The sequence below is a fragment of the Citrobacter amalonaticus genome (assembly GCF_001559075.2).
Lineage (GTDB): Bacteria > Pseudomonadota > Gammaproteobacteria > Enterobacterales > Enterobacteriaceae > Citrobacter_A > Citrobacter_A amalonaticus_F.
Map to the genome: position 1 here is coordinate 55,680 of NZ_CP014015.2, position 18,851 is coordinate 74,530.

Consider the following 18,851-nt stretch of genomic DNA (forward strand, 5'->3'; position numbering starts at 1 on the left):
GTCATTTTTTGCAAGCGGCGCATTGTGCACTAAAATGAGGCGAAAAGACAAGAGAATGAGAGGGTTGTCGCGAACTATTTTTTCTTAAATGTTTGATTTTTCGCTATCGTCTTTTTTGTAGATCCCCGCGATAGCACTATTTGCTAAAATCGCATCCCGCCACCAGGCGCTGGCGAGCCCTGCCGTCTGCTCATTCCACCCCATCCATACCGGTTCAAAGAGGATTTGCGCAGCCACTTTTTTTTCGATTAACGCCCCACTGTCCAGGAAGCGCTGCGCCAGATAACGTGGAAGATAACCGCATCCCAGACCACTGATTTGCAGTTCCAGTTTGGTCTTAAAATCGAAGACAGTGATCGCCTCCTGATCGTCAAGCAGTTGCGTCGCCGTTGCAGCAGCGAGAGGCGAACTGTCGCCGACCACAATCGCGCGATAGCGTTTGATGGTACTGCGGCTCAGCGGCTCAGCTTCTTCGGCCAGCGGATGGTGTGGCGCAACGGCAAAAATCTGTTCCAGTTCGCCCAGGCGCGCAACGCTAAAGTCGCTGGATGAAGGGGGTTCATGCATCGCGCCGACAATAATATCCGCCCGACCCTGGATCAGCGCATCCCACGATCCCCCCAATACGCCGTTAATGAATTTCAGGCGCGTGACGCTGTGATGCTGATAAAAGGATTCGATCAGAGGGGCGAGCAGGGAAAAAGGAAAGGTATCGTCCACGCCGATCACCAGTTCATTTTCCCAGCCTTCGTGAAGTTTTATCGCCTGCTTTTCCAGTTCCCGCACGGTGTGCAGGACTTCCCGCCCTTTCTCTAACAGCATTTGACCCGTGCGCGTGAACCGGGCGCGATGACCGCTGCGATCGAGGATTTGAATGTTGAGATCGCTTTCCAGACGGTGGACGGTATAACTGAGGGCAGACGGCGTCTTATACAGTTTGGCGGACGCCGCCGCGAAGCTGCCCTCTTTCTCAAGGGCATCAAGGATGATGAGCACGTCCAGCAGTGGTTTCATACACGCCCCCTTGCGGTGTATGGCGACTAGCTGCTGGCGGTATGCATTACTCCAACGGCATCACCAGCGGATCGGGATACTGGTATTCAAACCCAAGCTCATTACAGATCCGGCTGCCATCTATAATTTTACCTTTGTTGTTAGCCGCGGAATCACGGAACTGCGGCGGCTCCATTCCCAGCAGACGCGCCATCTGCGGATAGAACACATTACGGGCAGGATGCGAAGGCGCACATATATTATAGATGTGTCCCCCTTTCGGTGCCTGTAACAGCAGCGTGATGGCGGCAATCACATCTTCCAGATGGACCAGATTGACGCCGTGTTCGCCATCAGGGGCGGTTTTGCCCGCGAAGAAACGGCCTGGATGACGCCCTGGTCCCACCAGCCCGGCCAGTCGCAGGATATCGACCGAAGTACCCGGTAAATTATGCAGCCAGTCTTCCAGCTCTTTTAATACGCGACCGCTGGCGGTGACCGGATTACGCGCAGTTCCCTCTTTAACCGTCCCCTGCACGTCACCATAGACGGAGGTCGAACTGGTAAAGATAATGCGCGGAATACGATACGCCAGCGCGCTGTCGACCAGCTCCTGCATCGCCTGTAAATAGAAGTCTTCTCCCGGACCGCTACGACGAGCCGGTAAGGTAATCACCAGCGCATCGACATCCATCAGCGCATCCAGATCATCTGTTTCACACACCAACTCAGGCTCGAGCCGTAGCGGATATCCTTCGATCCCGCTCATTCTGGCCGCTTCCACGCCATCCTGGGTGGTTTTGCTCCCCGTCACCTGCCAGCCTCTGGCAGTGAGCGACATCGCCAGCGGCATGCCTAACCATCCTAAACCGACAACTGCGACCTTTTTCATCCGTTTTCTCCTGACTCCAGCACTATGTCTATAAGGCTACGCCAGCGTTTTAAGACTGACAATTCATACTATAAATAGGAATTAAAAAAAGCGCTTGCTTTAAGGCGTTAAAGTGGTTTAGGTTAAAAGGCATCAAATGAATAAGCATTCATCGAGAATTTTATGACACGCGTTCAATTTAAACACCACCATCATCACCATCATCCTGACTAGTCTTTCAGGCGATGTGTGCTGGGAGACATTCAGATCTTCCAGTGGTGCATGAACGCATGAGAAAGCCCCCGGAAGATTTCTTCCGGGGGCTTTTTTTTTGGCGCGAAATTCAGACAGGTTCAGACAGGATAAAGAGGAAAAGAGAATGTTAGACAACAGCCGTTTACGCATAGCTATTCAGAAATCAGGTCGTTTGAGCGATGACTCACGTGAATTACTTGCCCGCTGCGGGATTAAAATTAACTTACACACCCAGCGTCTGATTGCGATGGCAGAGAATATGCCGATTGATATTCTGCGTGTGCGTGACGACGATATCCCCGGTCTGGTGATGGACGGCGTCGTTGACCTGGGCATCATCGGCGAGAACGTTCTGGAAGAAGAACTGCTGAACCGCCGTGCCCAGGGCGAAGACCCGCGCTACTTTACGCTGCGTCGCCTCGATTTCGGCGGTTGCCGCCTTTCCCTGGCAACGCCGGTCGATGAAACCTGGGATGGCCCCGCCGCGCTGGATGGCAAACGCATCGCCACCTCTTATCCCCACCTGCTCAAACGTTATCTCGATCAGAAAGGCGTTTCCTTTAAATCCTGTTTGCTGAACGGTTCTGTGGAAGTGGCTCCGCGCGCGGGCCTCGCCGATGCCATCTGCGATCTGGTTTCGACCGGTGCGACACTGGAAGCCAACGGTCTGCGCGAAGTGGAAGTGATTTACCGTTCTAAAGCCTGTCTGATCCAGCGTGACGGTGAGATGACCGACGCCAAGCAGCAACTGGTCGATAAGCTGCTGACCCGTATTCAGGGGGTTATCCAGGCTCGCGAATCGAAATACATCATGATGCACGCGCCAAGCGAGCGTCTGGAAGAGGTCATCGCGCTGCTGCCAGGTGCCGAGCGCCCAACTATTCTGCCGCTGGCTGGCGATCAGCAGCGCGTGGCGATGCACATGGTCAGCAGTGAAACCCTGTTCTGGGAGACGATGGAAAAACTGAAAGCGCTCGGCGCCAGCTCAATTCTGGTGCTGCCGATTGAGAAAATGATGGAATAATTGCGCGCGACGGCGCCCGGTGGCGCATTCGCTTACCGGGCCTACGGGTCCTGTAGGCCGGATAAGCAAGGCGTCATCCGGCATAAAAAGGAAAGTGACATGAGCTTTAGCACAATCATTAACTGGAACACGTGTTCCTCTGAGCAGCAGCGTGAATTACTGATGCGCCCGGCGATTTCCGCGTCTGACAGCATCACCCGCACCGTGAGCGAGATTCTGGATAACGTCAAAGCCCGTGGCGATGACGCCCTGCGCGAGTACAGCGCGAAGTTTGATAAAACCGAGGTTGCGGCGCTGAAGGTGACCGCGGAAGAGATAGCCGCCGCCAGCGCACGACTGAGCGACGATCTCAAGCAAGCGATGGCTGTCGCGGTGCAAAACATTGAAACCTTCCACAACGCGCAGAAATTACCGACCGTTGATGTGGAAACCCAGCCAGGCGTACGCTGCCAGCAGGTGACACGTCCGGTGGCGTCCGTCGGTTTGTATATTCCCGGCGGATCCGCCCCGCTCTTTTCTACCGTACTGATGCTCGCCACGCCGGCGCGCATTGCGGGCTGTAAGAAGGTGGTGCTGTGTTCCCCGCCGCCGATTGCCGATGAAATTCTCTACGCGGCGCAGCTGTGCGGTGTGCAGGAAGTCTTTAACGTTGGCGGCGCACAGGCCATTGCCGCCCTAGCGTTTGGCAGCGAATCCGTGCCGAAAGTGGACAAAATTTTTGGCCCTGGAAACGCGTTTGTGACCGAAGCGAAGCGTCAGGTCAGTCAGCGTCTCGACGGCGCAGCGATTGACATGCCAGCCGGACCGTCCGAAGTATTGGTGATTGCCGACAGCGGCGCCACGCCGGATTTCGTCGCCTCCGACCTGCTTTCGCAAGCCGAACACGGTCCGGATTCCCAGGTCATTCTGCTGACCCCGGATACCGATATCGCCCGTCGCGTTGCCGAAGCGGTTGAACGTCAACTGGCTGAACTCCCGCGTGCAGAAACGGCGCGTCAGGCGCTCAGCGCCAGTCGATTAATCGTGACGAAAGATTTAGCGCAGTGCGTTGCCATCTCTAACCTCTATGGTCCTGAGCACCTGATTATTCAAACCCGTAATGCCCGCGACATGGTTGATGACATCACCAGCGCCGGTTCGGTATTCCTCGGCGACTGGTCGCCGGAATCAGCGGGCGATTACGCTTCCGGGACTAACCACGTGCTGCCGACCTACGGCTATACCGCCACCTGTTCCAGCCTCGGGCTGGCGGATTTTCAGAAGCGCATGACGGTTCAGGAACTGTCTAAAGCGGGATTCTCCGCGCTGGCTTCAACCATCGAGACACTGGCGGCGGCGGAACGCCTGACCGCTCACAAAAATGCCGTCACCCTGCGCGTTAACGCCCTGAAGGAGCAAGCATGAGCACTGAAAACACGTTCAGCGTCACCGACTTAGCCCGTGAAAACGTCCGCAATCTGACGCCGTATCAATCTGCTCGTCGTCTGGGCGGCAACGGCGACGTCTGGCTCAATGCCAACGAATTCCCGACGGCGGTTGAATATCAACTCACCCGGCAAACGCTGAACCGCTACCCGGAGTGCCAGCCGAAAGCGGTGATTGAAAATTATGCGCAGTACGCCGGGGTCAAACCGGAGCAAGTGCTGGTCAGTCGTGGCGCAGATGAAGGAATTGAACTGCTTATCCGCGCCTTCTGTGAACCGGGGAAAGACGCGATTCTCTTCTGCCCACCCACCTATGGGATGTATAGCGTCAGCGCCGAAACCATTGGCGTCGAATGCCGTACTGTACCGGCGCTCGCCGACTGGCAGCTGGATATGCAGGCCATTTCAGACAATCTGGATGGCGTAAAGGTCGTTTACGTGTGCAGTCCCAATAACCCCACCGGCCAGCTGATTCATCCGCAGGATCTGCGGACGTTGTTGGAACTGACGCGCGGCAAAGCCATTGTGGTCGCCGACGAGGCCTATATCGAGTTTTGCCCGCAGGCAACGCTGGCGGGTTGGCTTGCTGAATATCCTAATCTCGTCATTCTGCGCACGTTGTCCAAGGCGTTTGCCCTCGCCGGTCTGCGCTGCGGCTTTACGCTGGCGAATGAGGAGGTGATTAACCTGCTGTTGAAAGTGATCGCTCCCTACCCGCTTTCTACCCCCGTTGCCGACATTGCCGAACAGGCGCTAAGCCCGCAGGGCATCACTGCCATGCGCGAACGCGTGGCGCAGATCCTGCTTGAGCGTCAATACCTGGTGAAAGCGCTTAAAGAGATTGCCTGCGTTGAACAGGTTTTTGACTCCGAAACCAACTACATTCTGGCGCGCTTCACCGCCTCCAGTAGCGTATTTAAATCTTTGTGGGATCAGGGCATTATCTTACGAGACCAGAACAAGCAACCGTCTTTAAGCGGCTGTCTGCGTATTACTGTTGGTACCCGTGAAGAAAGCCAGCGCGTCATTGACGCTTTACGTGCGGAGCAAGTATGAGCCAGAAGTATCTCTTTATCGATCGTGATGGAACCCTGATTTCCGAGCCGCCGAGCGATTTCCAGGTGGATCGTTTTGACAAACTGGCCTTCGAGCCGGACGTCGTGCCGGTGCTGCTGAAGTTGCAAAAAGCGGGCTTTAAGCTGGTGATGATCACGAATCAGGACGGTCTGGGAACGCAGAGCTTCCCGCAGGCGGATTTCGACGGCCCGCATAATCTGATGATGCAAATCCTGACCTCGCAGGGCGTGCGGTTTGATGACGTGCTGATCTGCCCGCACCTGCCCGCTGAGGAGTGCGACTGCCGGAAGCCGAAAGTGAAGCTTGTCGAACGCTATCTCGCTGAGCAGGCGATGGACAGCGCCAACAGCTACGTCATTGGCGATCGCGCTACCGATATCCAGTTGGCTGAAAATATGGGGATTACCGGGCTGCGTTACCATCGCGAGACGCTGAACTGGACGGCGATTGGCGAGCAACTGACGAAACGCGACCGCTACGCCCACGTTGAGCGCGTCACCAAAGAGACGCAGATTGACGTCAAAGTGTGGCTGGACCGTGAAGGCGGCAGCAAAATTAACACCGGCGTCGGCTTCTTCGACCATATGCTCGATCAAATTGCGACACACGGTGGGTTCCGCATGGAGATTACCGTCAAAGGCGATCTCTATATCGACGATCACCACACCGTGGAAGACACCGGTCTGGCGCTGGGCGAGGCGTTGAAACTGGCGCTCGGCGATAAGCGCGGCATCAACCGTTTTGGCTTTGTGTTGCCGATGGACGAATGCCTGGCGCGCTGCGCGCTGGATATCTCCGGGCGCCCGCACCTCGAATACCGCGCCGAGTTCACCTATCAGCGCGTCGGCGATCTGAGTACCGAGATGATCGAACACTTTTTCCGTTCACTCTCCTACACCATGGGTGTGACGCTGCACCTGAAGACCAAAGGCAAAAACGACCATCACCGTGTGGAAAGCCTGTTCAAAGCCTTCGGCCGTACGCTGCGCCAGGCCATTCGCGTTGAGGGTGAGACCCTTCCCTCTTCCAAAGGAGTGCTGTGATGAACGTGGTGATCCTCGACACCGGCTGCGCCAACCTGAACTCGGTGAAATCCGCCGTCGCACGTCACGGTTATGATCCGACAGTCAGTCGTGACCCGGATGTGGTCTTACGCGCGGATAAACTGTTTCTGCCAGGCGTCGGCACGGCGCAGGCGGCAATGGACCAGTTACGCGAGCGCGAACTGATCGATCTGATTAAAGCCTGCACCCAACCGGTGCTCGGCATCTGCCTCGGAATGCAAATTCTGGGGCGGCGAAGTGAGGAGACGAACGGCGTCGACCTGTTGGGTATTGTCGATCAGGACGTACCGAAGATGACCGATTTCGGTTTACCGCTGCCACATATGGGCTGGAACCGCGTTTATCCGCAGGCCGGGAATCGTCTTTTTCAGGGCATTGAGGACGGCGCGTATTTCTACTTTGTGCACAGCTATGCAATGCCGGTCAATCCGTGGACCATCGCCCAGTGCCACTACGGCGAGCCGTTCACCGCCGCCGTACAAAAAGATAACTTCTTCGGTGTGCAGTTCCACCCGGAGCGTTCGGGTGCCGCTGGCGCACAGTTGCTGAAAAACTTTCTGGAGATGTGATGATTATTCCGGCTTTAGATTTAATCGACGGCACCGTCGTGCGTCTCCATCAGGGCGATTATGCACAACAGCGCGATTACGGCACCGACCCGCTGCCACGCCTGCAGGATTATGCCGCCCAGGGGGCCGAGGTGTTACACCTGGTTGACTTAACCGGCGCGAAAGATCCGGCGAAACGGCAGATCCCGCTGATTAAAACCCTGGTGGCTGGCGTGAACGTGCCGGTCCAGGTCGGCGGCGGCGTACGCACTGAAGACGACGTTGCGGCCCTGCTGGCGGCGGGTGTCGCCCGCGTGGTGGTTGGCTCCACGGCGGTAAAGTCGCCAGAAATGGTGAAAGGCTGGTTCACGCGTTTTGGCGCCGACGCACTGGTCCTCGCGCTGGATGTGCGTATTGATGAGCAGGGAAACAAACAGGTGGCGGTGAGCGGCTGGCAGGAGAACTCCGGCGTGTCGCTCGAAGAACTGGTCGAAACCTATCTGCCAGTGGGCCTGAAACATGTACTCTGCACGGATATTTCTCGCGACGGCACGCTGGCGGGCTCAAACGTCTCTTTGTATGAAGAGGTATGCGAAAAATATCCACAGGTGGCTTTCCAGTCCTCTGGCGGGATCGGTGATATCAACGACATCGCCGCACTGCGCGAAACCGGCGTGCGCGGCGTGATCGTCGGGCGTGCGTTGCTGGAAGGCAAATTCACCGTTAAGGAGGCGATCCAATGCTGGCAAAACGTATAATCCCTTGCCTCGACGTTCGCGATGGTCAGGTCGTGAAAGGCGTGCAGTTCCGTAATCACGAAATCATCGGCGACATCGTCCCGCTGGCGAAACGCTACGCCGATGAAGGTGCCGATGAACTGGTGTTTTACGATATCACCGCGTCCAGCGACGGTCGTGTGGTCGATAAAAGCTGGGTTTCACGCGTTGCGGAAGTGATCGACATTCCATTCTGCGTGGCGGGCGGGATTAAGTCAGTTGACGACGCGGCCAAAATTCTCTCGTTTGGCGCAGACAAAATCTCCATCAACTCGCCGGCACTGGCTGACCCAACGCTGATTACCCGTCTGGCTGACCGTTTTGGCGTACAGTGTATTGTGGTGGGGATTGATACCTGGTACGACGCTGAAACCGGCAAGTATCATGTCAATCAATATACCGGCGACGAAAGCCGCACCCGCGTCACCACCTGGGAAACCCTCGACTGGGTACAGGAAGTGCAAAAGCGCGGTGCCGGAGAAATCGTCCTCAACATGATGAACCAGGACGGCGTGCGTAACGGTTACGACCTTGAACAGTTGAAAAAGGTACGTGATGTTTGCCGCGTACCGCTGATCGCCTCCGGTGGCGCGGGCACCATGGAACACTTCCTCGAGGCTTTCCGCGATGCCGATGTCGACGGTGCGCTTGCCGCCTCCGTCTTCCACAAACAGATAATCAATATTGGTGAATTAAAAGCGTACCTGGCAGCACAGGGCGTGGAGATCAGGATATGTTAACAGAGCAACAACGCAGCCAACTGGACTGGGAAAAAACCGACGGACTGATGCCAGTCGTCGTACAGCACGCGGTGTCCGGTGAAGTGTTGATGCTGGGATATATGAACCCAGACGCGCTGGATAAAACCCTGGCAACCGGCAAAGTCACCTTCTTCTCGCGCACCAAACAGCGTCTGTGGACCAAAGGCGAGACGTCGGGCAACTTTCTGAACGTGGTCAGCATTGCACCAGACTGTGATAACGATACCTTGCTGGTACTGGTGGATCCCATCGGGCCCACCTGTCACAAAGGCACCAGTAGCTGCTTTGGCGAAACCAGTCATCAGTGGCTGTTCTTGTATCAGCTTGAGCAACTGTTAGCCGGGCGCAAAACGGCTGACCCGGCAAGTTCCTATACCGCGAAACTGTATGCCAGCGGCACCAAGCGCATCGCGCAGAAAGTGGGTGAAGAAGGTGTCGAAACCGCGCTGGCGGCCACGGTGCATGACCGCTTCGAACTGACCAACGAGGCGTCGGATTTGATGTATCACCTGTTGGTCCTGCTGCAGGATCAGGATCTCGACCTGACGACGGTCATTGAGAATCTGCGCAAACGTCATCAGTAATCTTAAGGCGTAAAAAAACCGGGCCAGTTCACAACTGGCCCGGTTTTTTTTTGAAGGGTAATATTACTGCGCTTTGGGTTTGTAGTTACGCAGCGCATTACGTCCCAGCACTACGCCGGCACCAATCATTCCACCAAGCAGTGTCGCCAGTATCAGAGTAATCGCTTTTTTCGGGCTATCGCGATAAACAGGCAACGTCGGTTTCATTACATAACGGTAAGCATGAATGCTATCCGGATCAATCTTAAGCGAGTTGACCGCCAACAGATTTTGTCGCGTCAGATAGTAATCATCAGAAAACGTTAATGGGCGTGTTGCTTCGTTATTGACCATGGAAGACAAGGCTTCACTTCCCAACATAAACATTGTGTCCTGGGAGACTTGATCGGCTTGCTGGATCTGAGGCAGTTTGATATTGGATTGCTCTGCAATTTTCAGCGCCTGATTAATTTGCGCGATACGCAACGATTTTTGCTCTTTTGCAACCTTTTCCTGAGCTTCAAGTGAATGTTCTAAGTCAGATACACGGGTTTTAATGCTCATCTCAAGGTCGGCGTTGATTTCTTTAGAAACGGCTTCGTCAATTTGTTGAATGTATTGTGCCAACGTTTTTTGGGCAGTCTCTGCATTATCTGCCGAGTATGATACTTTCAATGGTAAAGGTTGCCCTTTAACCGAAGAATCAATTGTCAATTTTTCAGGGTTCAACTGATTATTTAACGTTTCTGAGAGCGCAGAAAAAGCCGAACTAAACCGTCCAACAATTCCGGACTGAACATCATTAATCTTTGGCGCATTCTGACCATAAAGGATATTCATGGCATTAGTATACGTCGCTAACTGACCCGCATCAGGCTGAGTGATTATCGCCGTCGAGGTCCATTTCTCTTTCGCTACCGCCAGGTAACCTACGGCCAGAGCGATGGCCACAATAATGCAGATGATTATTGTCACTTTACCGCGCCATAATTGAACCATTAAGTCAATTAAATCAATCTGTTCCGGTTCGTTGCTACGCCCAGATAGGTTGTTATTTTCCACTGTCATCACTACCCTAACTATGAAAGGTTAAATCTCGTGACAGTTTATCGGGAAACGTGATTTATGCCATAGGAAAATTGGTAGGATTGCGAAAATTCTGGTAGGTTTTTAACCCATTATCAGGGACTCCCTTCCCCTCAGTTGACTAATCAATCACTGCCAAAGAGATCGCGGGTATAGACTTTTTCGGCGACATCTTTGAGCTCTTCAGCCATGCGGTTCGAGATAATGACATCAGCCTGTTGTTTAAACTGCGTCAAATCACGTTCGATTCGCGAGTTGAAAAACATCTCGTCCTGCATCACAGGTTCATAAATCACCACTTCCACACCTTTGGCCTTAATGCGCTTCATGATCCCCTGAATGGAAGATGCGCGGAAGTTATCCGAGCCGCTTTTCATGATCAGACGATAGATCCCCACGACCTTTGGTTTTCTGGCGAGAATGGCATCAGCGATAAAGTCCTTGCGAGTGCGGTTGGCATCAACAATTGCTGAAATAATATTATTCGGGACTGATTGATAATTAGCCAGAAGCTGCTTGGTATCTTTTGGCAGACAATAACCGCCGTAGCCAAAAGAAGGATTGTTATAGTGATTGCCAATACGCGGATCCAGACAAACCCCCTCGATGATCTGGCGGGTATTTAAACCTAAACTTTCAGCGTAACTATCGAGTTCGTTAAAATAGGCCACGCGCATCGCCAGATAGGTGTTGGCAAAAAGTTTTATCGCTTCCGCTTCGGTAGAATCCGTAAACAGCGTAGGGATATCTTGCTTCACCGCCCCTTCCTGAAGCAAAGCGGCAAACCGCTCTGCTCGTTCAGAGCGCTCGCCGATGACAATACGCGACGGATACAAGTTGTCATAGAGCGCCTTACCTTCACGTAAAAATTCAGGGGAAAATATAATATTTTGGGTTTTAAATTTTTTACCCATCGCAGCGGTAAACCCAACCGGGACGGTAGACTTAATTATCATCACCGCATTTGGATTAATCGCTATTACATCCTGAATGACGGATTCTACGCTTGAAGTATTGAAGTAATTGGTCTTCGGATCATAATCGGTCGGCGTCGCAATAATAACATAATCTGTGTTTCGGTAAGCATCATGCTTATCCAGTGTGGCTTTGAAATTAATTTTCTCCGACGTTAAGAACTGCTGAATTTCTTTATCGACAATCGGAGATATCCGATCATTCAACATTTCAACACGGGAGGGGATGATGTCTAATGCAACCACATCATGATGCTGTGCGATTAGCAGACCGTTGGACAGTCCGACATACCCGGTACCGGAGATGGTGATTTTCATTGCATGCTCTCAGAATTAACTTAATTAGACATCATGATGTATTCACATCCTGACACGTTATTATTGTTTTAGCGTCTGAGCGAATAATGTGTCAACGAAGCCTAATACAATTAGGATTATCTTTATCATCCTAAAGGGACAATATTAAGTTAATATTAAGCAATGAAGATTATGCAATAAGAATCAGGATAAAAAAAAAGCCCGGTCTTTAGACCGGGCTTCTGACAAACAATGTAATTAATCCATCCATTCGGTATGGAAAATGCCTTCTTTATCAGTACGTTTATAGGTATGCGCACCGAAGTAATCACGTTGTGCCTGGATCAGGTTAGCTGGCAATACTTCCGCACGATAGCTGTCGTAGTAGGCAACGGCCGCAGAGAAAGTCGGTACCGGGATACCATTCTGAACAGCGTAGGCAACAACATCACGCAGCGCCTGCTGGTATTCATCAGCGATGTTCTTGAAGTACGGATCTAACAGCAGATTGGCAATGCCTGCATTTTTCGCGTAGGCGTCCGTGATCTTCTGCAGGAACTGCGCACGAATAATGCAACCAGCACGGAAAATCTTCGCGATTTCACCGTAATTCAGATCCCAGTTGTACTCGTCGGACGCCGCACGCAGCTGCGAGAAGCCTTGCGCGTAGGAAACGATTTTACCAAGGTACAGCGCACGGCGCACTTTCTCAATAAACTCAACTTTATCACCCGCAGGCTGTGCTTTCGGACCGGTCAGGACCTTAGAAGCAGCCACACGCTGGTCTTTCAGTGAGGAGATGTAACGCGCAAAGACCGATTCAGTGATCAAAGACAGCGGTTCGCCGAGATCCAGAGAACTTTGGCTTGTCCACTTACCGGTACCTTTGTTTGCCGCTTCATCCAGAATGACATCAACGAGGTATTTACCCTCTTCATCTTTTTTAGTGAAGATGTCTTTAGTGATATCAATCAGGTAGCTGCTGAGCTCGCCATTGTTCCATTCAGTAAAGGTGCTGGCCAGCTCTTCATTAGAGAGATTCAGACCGCCTTTCAGCAGAGAATAGGCTTCAGCGATGAGCTGCATATCGCCATATTCAATACCGTTGTGAACCATTTTCACGTAATGGCCTGCGCCATCAGCACCGATATAGGTCACGCAAGGTTCGCCATCTTCAGCGACTGCAGCGATCTTCGTCAGAATCGGCGCTACCAGTTCGTAGGCTTCTTTCTGCCCGCCAGGCATGATAGACGGTCCTTTCAGCGCACCTTCCTCACCACCGGAAACACCGGTGCCAATGAAGTTGAAACCTTCAGCAGAAAGTTCGCGGTTACGACGAATGGTGTCCTGGAAGAAAGTATTACCACCATCAATGATGATATCGCCTTTATCCAGATACGGTTTCAGAGAATCAATGGCAGCATCGGTACCCGCGCCTGCTTTCACCATTAACAGGATACGACGAGGCGTTTCGAGGGATTCAACAAACTCTTTCACCGTGTAGTAAGGCACCAGTTTCTTGCCAGGGTTCTCGGCAATCACTTCTTCGGTCTTTTCACGGGAGCGGTTGAACACGGAGACGGTATAACCACGGCTCTCGATGTTGAGCGCCAGGTTGCGCCCCATCACTGCCATGCCGACGACGCCGATCTGTTGCTTGGACATTACATACTCCTGTCAGGTGTGGTCACCGCGCGACGTATGCGCGGCTTGAATGTATTACAGATGTTAACTTAGCTTAGGGCGAGATGGGTAGCATCAAGTGCCAGATAGGATGCAAAAAAGATAATCGCACATGACACTAGCATTAAACGTCAGGACTGAATTAATTCATTGTAGATGGATAAATGCTGATTCACTATATGTTCGATAGAGTACTCATTTTCAGCTAACAATCTCCCCGCTTTCCCCATTCTTATTCTTTCATCTGGATTTTTTAACAGATACTCAATCGCGTCAGCTAGTGATACTGGGTCGCGAACCGCAACCAGCATCCCAGTAACATTCGCCTCTATCGCATCTCTGCAACCAGGGACATCCGTGGTAACAACAGCCCTTCCGCACGCTGCTGCTTCGACCAGACATTTAGGTAATCCTTCGCGATATGAGGGTAAACAGACTACATTAGCCCTAGAATACTGCTCAGCAATATCGCTTCGGAAACCGCAGAATTCGACAATATTTTCTGATGTCCATTTGTCTATTTCAGCCTCAGTGATACTTGTTGGATTACAAATATCTGGCGAACCTATAATTCTTATATCAGCTTCAACGTTCCTTTGTTTGAGCAAACGCGCAGCTTCAATAAATTCATAAACACCTTTATCTCTTAGTAATCTGGACGCCATTACTACGGTCTTACCGAAAACATTTTCTGGTAGATAAGGATACTCACGTAAATCAACGCCTGAACCTCTAATCAAACAGGAATCAGACACTTTTAATATGCCAGCACTCACAAGTAACTTTCGGTCGTCAGGGTTCTGAAAAATAACTCTTATCTTCTTATGCTTCAGAGCAGAACGGTATAAATTTGTAACAAGTAAACGACGTAAGCCACTGATGATCCCTCTGCTCAGGAAAACGGTTCCCAACCCAGAGACGGCTGCAACGACATGAGGTACCTTTGCAATCCTGGCAGCAATTCCGCCGTAAAGTGTTGGCTTAATCGTGACAAGATGGACAAGGTCAGGTTTAAGAAATTTGAGAAGTTTTATGAGCTGAAGCAAAGTAAATAAGTCATAAAATGGATTATTGCCACCTCTGGAAAGAAAGAGATCATGACCTATTATATTATGTCTTTTTAAAACCTCATTATTGCTAGAACCAGGAGCAATCACATGAACCTGAAACCCATCTTTCAAAGCTTCGAGTAAGATTGGAAATCGATGAGATATTAAAAAATCAACATTATTAATTATAAAAGCAATCTTTTTCATTTAATTTTCATAAACAGATAAATATTTATTGGCTACAGTATCCATAGAAAAATTACTTTCAACTCGCAGCCGTAACATATGTCCTAATTTAATGCGCTCTTCACGTGTTAACAGAATAATTTCTCGCAGTTTCTGTGCTAATAAATATGAGTTTCCAGCAGGAACAACAAAATTTTCTCTGTCAAGTAAAAAAGCAGCGTCACCAACATTGGTAGTCACGGCTGGAATCCCCATTGCCATTGCTTCTCCTAATACATTAGGGAAGCCCTCAGTCACTGAATGGAGACAAAAAATATCAGAAGCATACAAGCAGGCAGGAACATCACTACGTTCTCCAAGGAGGAGAAATTTATCAAAGTGGCTACTCGTACTAATCTGTGACATTATCATTTTATTCTGTGAGGTTAAATCACGACCTACTAATAAAAAACGAATATTACTGAACTCTTCTGCAAGTAGAAGAGCTGCTGATATAAATGTCGAATGGTCTTTTACTGGACTGAAGCGGCCAACTGAACTTATCACAAGATCATCTTCTGCTAAGCCGATCTCTTTTCTTAAATTACTTCTGGAAAATCTATCTGGCGACAGCTTAGTTAAATCAAATCCATTGGAGATGACCAATGATTTATGTTTATCATAACCACACTGTTCATGAACTTCTCTCGAAGCGTTAGCTGCATAAATAATGGTATCAGGAATAAACGATGAAATTTTAGCACATAACCATCTGATCAGAAGTGTGAGCTTACTTCCTCCTTTACTGATATCAGTACTTCTAACACACCAAATTATTTTTTTAACACCCGCAATTTTTGCAGAAATACCACCGATAAGATCACTATGGTACATCCAGGTATGAACAACGTCTGGCTTAATTTTATTAAATAGTTTATAGAGCCTCCATAAACCATTGATATATTTGATTGGGGAATTAATGTTTAAACACTTTACCTCCACCCCACTTTTGAGAATTGCCTCGCCGAGCGTACCAATATCAGTAAGTGAAATGACAATATGTTCAACACAACTATCAGCGGTATGCTTGATAAGACGCTGAAGCATGAGTTCCGCTCCACCAACATTCAAATCAATGATAATATGAACGACTTTCATTTTTGTTTTTCTAACCATGATTGGAACATAAGTATGCTCCATAACTTTCTTGAATAATCAGCCTTGCCTTGAATATGCTGACTCCAGCAACTTCTCACTGCAGCAGCATTAAAGTATCCTTCATCTTCGAGACGATGATACGAAATCAGATGCTCGGCCCAATCACGCAATGGTCCGCGCAACCATGAGGCTAACGGAACAGAAAATCCTTTCTTAGGCCGTTCAATCATAGATTTCGGTACTCGCTTATAGAGTATTTCTCGTAGCGGCCATTTACCAACACCATCCCTGATTTTTAATGTAGTTGGTAGTTGCCATGCAAATTCGATAACCCGGTGATCCAATAATGGTACTCGTGTTTCAAGGCTATTGTACATAGCAGCCCTGTCAACTTTGACTAAAATATCATCTGCCATATAGACCTGTGCATCTACTGACATCATCCAGTCAACATATCCACCATTATCAGAAAACGAAGTTGAATGATTAAATGCTGTTGATGGTTCATTCGAGCCTTTAACCACCTCCTCAGGATTAAGCCAATGGCTGATGATATTCCTGTAAAAAAGTTGTGGATTCTGTGCTGCCATGCACTCTATCAATTTTTTTACCTTTGGGTTTACCGGCAGCATATCAATATACCTGGAAGCTAATTTCCTAATCGGCAATGGTATATTACGCGCATAGTTCCAATACTTTGGCGTAAAGCGATAAGGTGTATACCCACCAAATAATTCATCTCCTGCGTCACCACTCAACGCTACGGTAACATGTTGTCGGGCCATTTTGCTGACCAAATATGTTGGCAACTGGGAACTGTCAGCAAAAGGTTCACAATACACTTCAGGCAATAGAGGAATAACATCCAGTATATCTTTGTCACTAACGTACATTTCTGTATGCTCTGTACCTAAATGACTGGCAACTTCAGAAGCAAAGATAGCTTCATCATACTTTTTATCATCAAATCCTATAGAAAATGTTTTCACTGGCGTTGATGATAAAGACTGCATGATGGATACAATAAGACTACTATCAATTCCACCACTGAGAAAAGCACCAAGAGGAACATCAGAGATTAATTGTCCATTAATGCTCTGAGCGATTAATGACTCAAGATGTTTAACTGCTTGATCTGGGGAACCAGAGAAAGGATTCGCTAAGCCTTCTTGTACTACCTTCTCATATGACCAATACTGATGAAGCGTTTCTTTTCTCTCATTACCAGATAATTCGACACTCAGATAGTGGCCAGGTTGTAGCTTGTGGATACCCTGATATATTGTATGTGGTGCAGGGATATAGTTATGTCTTAATAGCAAGCAAAGTGCATCTCTACTTATTTCAGCATTAAATGATGGATGTACCTTCAACGCTTTTAGTTCTGATCCAAATAGAAGGACATCATTTTGCCACCCCCAATATAATGGTTTTTCTCCAACTCTATCACGCGCTAATGTCAGTCTGTTCTCTTTTTTATCCCATAATGCAATTGCAAACATCCCAACACATGACTGCAATGTCTTATCAATTCCCCATTCACTAAAACACGCCAGAAGCGTTTCAGTATCAGAATGACCTCGCCAGGATATTTCGCTATTATTTGCTAATAGCTGTCTCAATTCGAGATGATTATATATTTCACCATTAAATGCTATTACATAGCGACCGCATTGAGAATGCATCGGTTGTTGACCAGCGTCTGATAGATCAACAATTGCCAGCCGAGTATGGCAGAGAATGACTTTAGGCTCGTCATTAATATAATAGCCGGAACCATCTGGGCCTCTTCGTTTCAGTGTATCTAACATCGATACAACAATATCAGGCGTCTCATAGATCCTGTTTATATCAGGCGAACACATAAAACCAGCTATACCGCACATATGAATTAATCTCTTTTAAATAATGGCTAGATTAAACGCTTAGGATATTTAATTGTTATCATGAAACAGAAACCACAAATTAAGAAACCAAGAAAATTATAGACAAACTGATACATCCAACCTTGAAATAATAAGAACGATACTAAAAAAAGTAGAATGATTGTCATCTCATCGCTCCTGATAAACCACCTGGATACCCAAAAAGTCAGGAGAATTGTAAACAAATATGAGAGACTGTATATAATCATAAAATCGAAGGGTAATGCAAAAAAAGAACTTCCGATTGAAAAAGATGTCCCCTTACCAATAAAAAAATCGTACAAAAAAGAAGGCAAATAACTACCTAATGATATACACTTGTTGTCATAAAAAATACTTTGTATTGGTTTATAGAAAATTGATTCCTGAAAGGGCATACACAAAGATGCTAGTGACTTTGAATCTCTAATCCATGATACACCTATATAATGAGAATAAAGATCAAATCTACTTATTAATAACTTGAAAGAAAATATAATATATTCTGCAATGTTAAAATTGCCATCCCCTGATATATTAGACATATCAAGACCTGTGCCACCACGATAATAAGCTCTTAAAGTTAATAATGCAGGAACGAGAAGCACTGCTGCAAAAGACATGATCAGAAGACTTGAAATCTTAAAACGGCCTTTTCTTATTAAATAGATTAAAAAAAGCGGTATAACAAAACCTGCCCAACCTCTCACAACATTAGATACTATAAATAAAGTGGTCACCACAAGTAATTTAATTTTATTTCTTTCAATTACAGCATAAACGTAATAAAAAGCATCAAATGAAAATATGAATAACAGATAAAATATAAAATTAGATGTCACACCTGTCGAAGAGGCCTTTCCAGCATCAAAATATACGGCTGAAAAAATCTGAAATATAAAGAGCATTATTGCAAAGTAAAATATAAGCCCTGTATTTTGTCTAATTATTTTAGTTCTATTTTTTTTATATAAAATAAAACACAACATAAAAAAAACAAAGAAATAAACCAAGAATGTTAAAAAAGCAAATGTATTCACAGATTCTGAAGTATCTGCATAAACGGCATAATCACCAACCCACCAGTCAGAAGAAATGGTTCTCATGATATAAAGTATCGTATTTATTATCAAATAAAATGATGCTATCAAAATGATAAAAATTCGAGGGGTCAAATAT

General features: G+C 48.5%; 18 protein-coding genes and 1 other annotated feature. Of the genes, 9 read left to right on the forward strand and 9 right to left on the reverse strand.

Features of this window, described 5'->3' with window-relative positions; genetic code table 11:
• Positions 1-84 precede the first annotated feature (84 nt).
• Complete coding sequence (locus AL479_RS00325; RefSeq protein WP_061074618.1) at positions 85-1,014, reverse strand: LysR family transcriptional regulator; 930 nt, start codon at positions 1,012-1,014, stop codon at positions 85-87.
• A gap of 46 nt (positions 1,015-1,060) precedes the next feature.
• Entirely contained in the window at positions 1,061-1,885 is an 825-nt protein-coding gene (locus AL479_RS00330; RefSeq protein WP_061074619.1) for an SDR family oxidoreductase, read from the reverse strand.
• 162 nt (positions 1,886-2,047) lie between these two features.
• On the opposite strand from AL479_RS00330, the gene hisL reads away from it, so the two are divergent.
• From hisL to hisIE, 9 genes are all read left to right on the forward strand, one after another.
• Positions 2,048-2,098 (forward strand): his operon leader peptide, encoded by a 51-nt coding sequence (hisL, locus tag AL479_RS00335; RefSeq protein ID WP_001364200.1) that lies wholly within the window; start codon positions 2,048-2,050, stop codon positions 2,096-2,098.
• Positions 2,074-2,196: a sequence feature (His leader region), on the forward strand. (Overlaps the previous gene by 25 nt.)
• Positions 2,197-2,243: 47 nt before the next feature.
• Entirely contained in the window at positions 2,244-3,143 is a 900-nt protein-coding gene (gene hisG / locus AL479_RS00340; protein WP_061074620.1) for an ATP phosphoribosyltransferase, read from the forward strand.
• A 99-nt stretch (positions 3,144-3,242) separates the two neighbouring features.
• The gene (gene hisD / locus AL479_RS00345; RefSeq protein WP_061074621.1) at positions 3,243-4,547 is read left to right on the forward strand and encodes a histidinol dehydrogenase; all 1,305 of its coding nucleotides are present in this window, start codon (positions 3,243-3,245) and stop codon (positions 4,545-4,547) included.
• The gene (gene hisC, locus AL479_RS00350; RefSeq protein WP_061074622.1) at positions 4,544-5,623 is read left to right on the forward strand and encodes a histidinol-phosphate transaminase; all 1,080 of its coding nucleotides are present in this window, start codon (positions 4,544-4,546) and stop codon (positions 5,621-5,623) included. Before hisD ends, hisC begins: the two co-directional genes overlap by 4 nt.
• Entirely contained in the window at positions 5,620-6,687 is a 1,068-nt protein-coding gene (hisB, locus tag AL479_RS00355; protein ID WP_061074623.1) for a bifunctional histidinol-phosphatase/imidazoleglycerol-phosphate dehydratase HisB, read from the forward strand. The genes hisC and hisB overlap by 4 nt, the downstream gene beginning before the upstream one ends.
• Positions 6,687-7,277, forward strand: coding sequence for an imidazole glycerol phosphate synthase subunit HisH (gene hisH, locus AL479_RS00360; RefSeq protein WP_061074624.1), 591 nt, complete (start codon positions 6,687-6,689; stop codon positions 7,275-7,277). The genes hisB and hisH overlap by 1 nt, the downstream gene beginning before the upstream one ends.
• Positions 7,277-8,014: a 1-(5-phosphoribosyl)-5-[(5-phosphoribosylamino)methylideneamino]imidazole-4-carboxamide isomerase gene (gene hisA, locus AL479_RS00365; protein ID WP_061074625.1), complete on the forward strand. Its 738-nt coding sequence runs from the start codon at positions 7,277-7,279 to the stop codon at positions 8,012-8,014. Before hisH ends, hisA begins: the two co-directional genes overlap by 1 nt.
• Positions 7,996-8,772, forward strand: a complete 777-nt coding sequence (gene hisF, locus AL479_RS00370) for an imidazole glycerol phosphate synthase subunit HisF (protein WP_061074626.1) — start codon at positions 7,996-7,998, stop codon at positions 8,770-8,772. The genes hisA and hisF overlap by 19 nt, the downstream gene beginning before the upstream one ends.
• Complete coding sequence (gene hisIE, locus AL479_RS00375) at positions 8,766-9,377, forward strand: bifunctional phosphoribosyl-AMP cyclohydrolase/phosphoribosyl-ATP diphosphatase HisIE (RefSeq protein ID WP_042318146.1); 612 nt, start codon at positions 8,766-8,768, stop codon at positions 9,375-9,377. The genes hisF and hisIE overlap by 7 nt, the downstream gene beginning before the upstream one ends.
• Before the next feature lie 63 nt (positions 9,378-9,440).
• Here hisIE and wzzB read toward each other — a convergent pair whose 3' ends face one another.
• The 7 genes from wzzB to wzy form a co-directional block, all read right to left on the reverse strand.
• Positions 9,441-10,424: an LPS O-antigen chain length determinant protein WzzB gene (gene wzzB, locus AL479_RS00380; RefSeq protein ID WP_061074627.1), complete on the reverse strand. Its 984-nt coding sequence runs from the start codon at positions 10,422-10,424 to the stop codon at positions 9,441-9,443.
• A 143-nt stretch (positions 10,425-10,567) separates the two neighbouring features.
• Positions 10,568-11,734, reverse strand: coding sequence for a UDP-glucose 6-dehydrogenase (gene ugd / locus AL479_RS00385; protein WP_061074628.1), 1,167 nt, complete (start codon positions 11,732-11,734; stop codon positions 10,568-10,570).
• A gap of 237 nt (positions 11,735-11,971) precedes the next feature.
• Positions 11,972-13,378 carry an NADP-dependent phosphogluconate dehydrogenase gene (gene gndA / locus AL479_RS00390; RefSeq protein ID WP_061074629.1) on the reverse strand — a complete coding sequence of 469 codons (1,407 nt, stop codon included), beginning with the start codon at positions 13,376-13,378 and terminating at the stop codon, positions 11,972-11,974.
• Positions 13,379-13,527: 149 nt separating this feature from the next.
• On the reverse strand, positions 13,528-14,652 hold the full coding sequence (locus tag AL479_RS00395; protein WP_061074630.1) for a glycosyltransferase family 4 protein: 1,125 nt from the start codon (positions 14,650-14,652) through the stop codon (positions 13,528-13,530).
• A complete protein-coding gene (locus AL479_RS00400; RefSeq protein WP_081093625.1) occupies positions 14,653-15,810 on the reverse strand; it encodes a glycosyltransferase family 4 protein in 1,158 nt (385 codons plus the stop codon).
• Complete coding sequence (gene asnB, locus AL479_RS00405) at positions 15,765-17,654, reverse strand: asparagine synthase (glutamine-hydrolyzing) (protein ID WP_061074632.1); 1,890 nt, start codon at positions 17,652-17,654, stop codon at positions 15,765-15,767. The genes AL479_RS00400 and asnB overlap by 46 nt, the downstream gene beginning before the upstream one ends.
• A 26-nt stretch (positions 17,655-17,680) precedes the next feature.
• Positions 17,681-18,778 carry an oligosaccharide repeat unit polymerase gene (gene wzy, locus AL479_RS00410; RefSeq protein WP_146109655.1) on the reverse strand — a complete coding sequence of 366 codons (1,098 nt, stop codon included), beginning with the start codon at positions 18,776-18,778 and terminating at the stop codon, positions 17,681-17,683.
• Between the last annotated feature and the right edge of the window lie 73 nt (positions 18,779-18,851).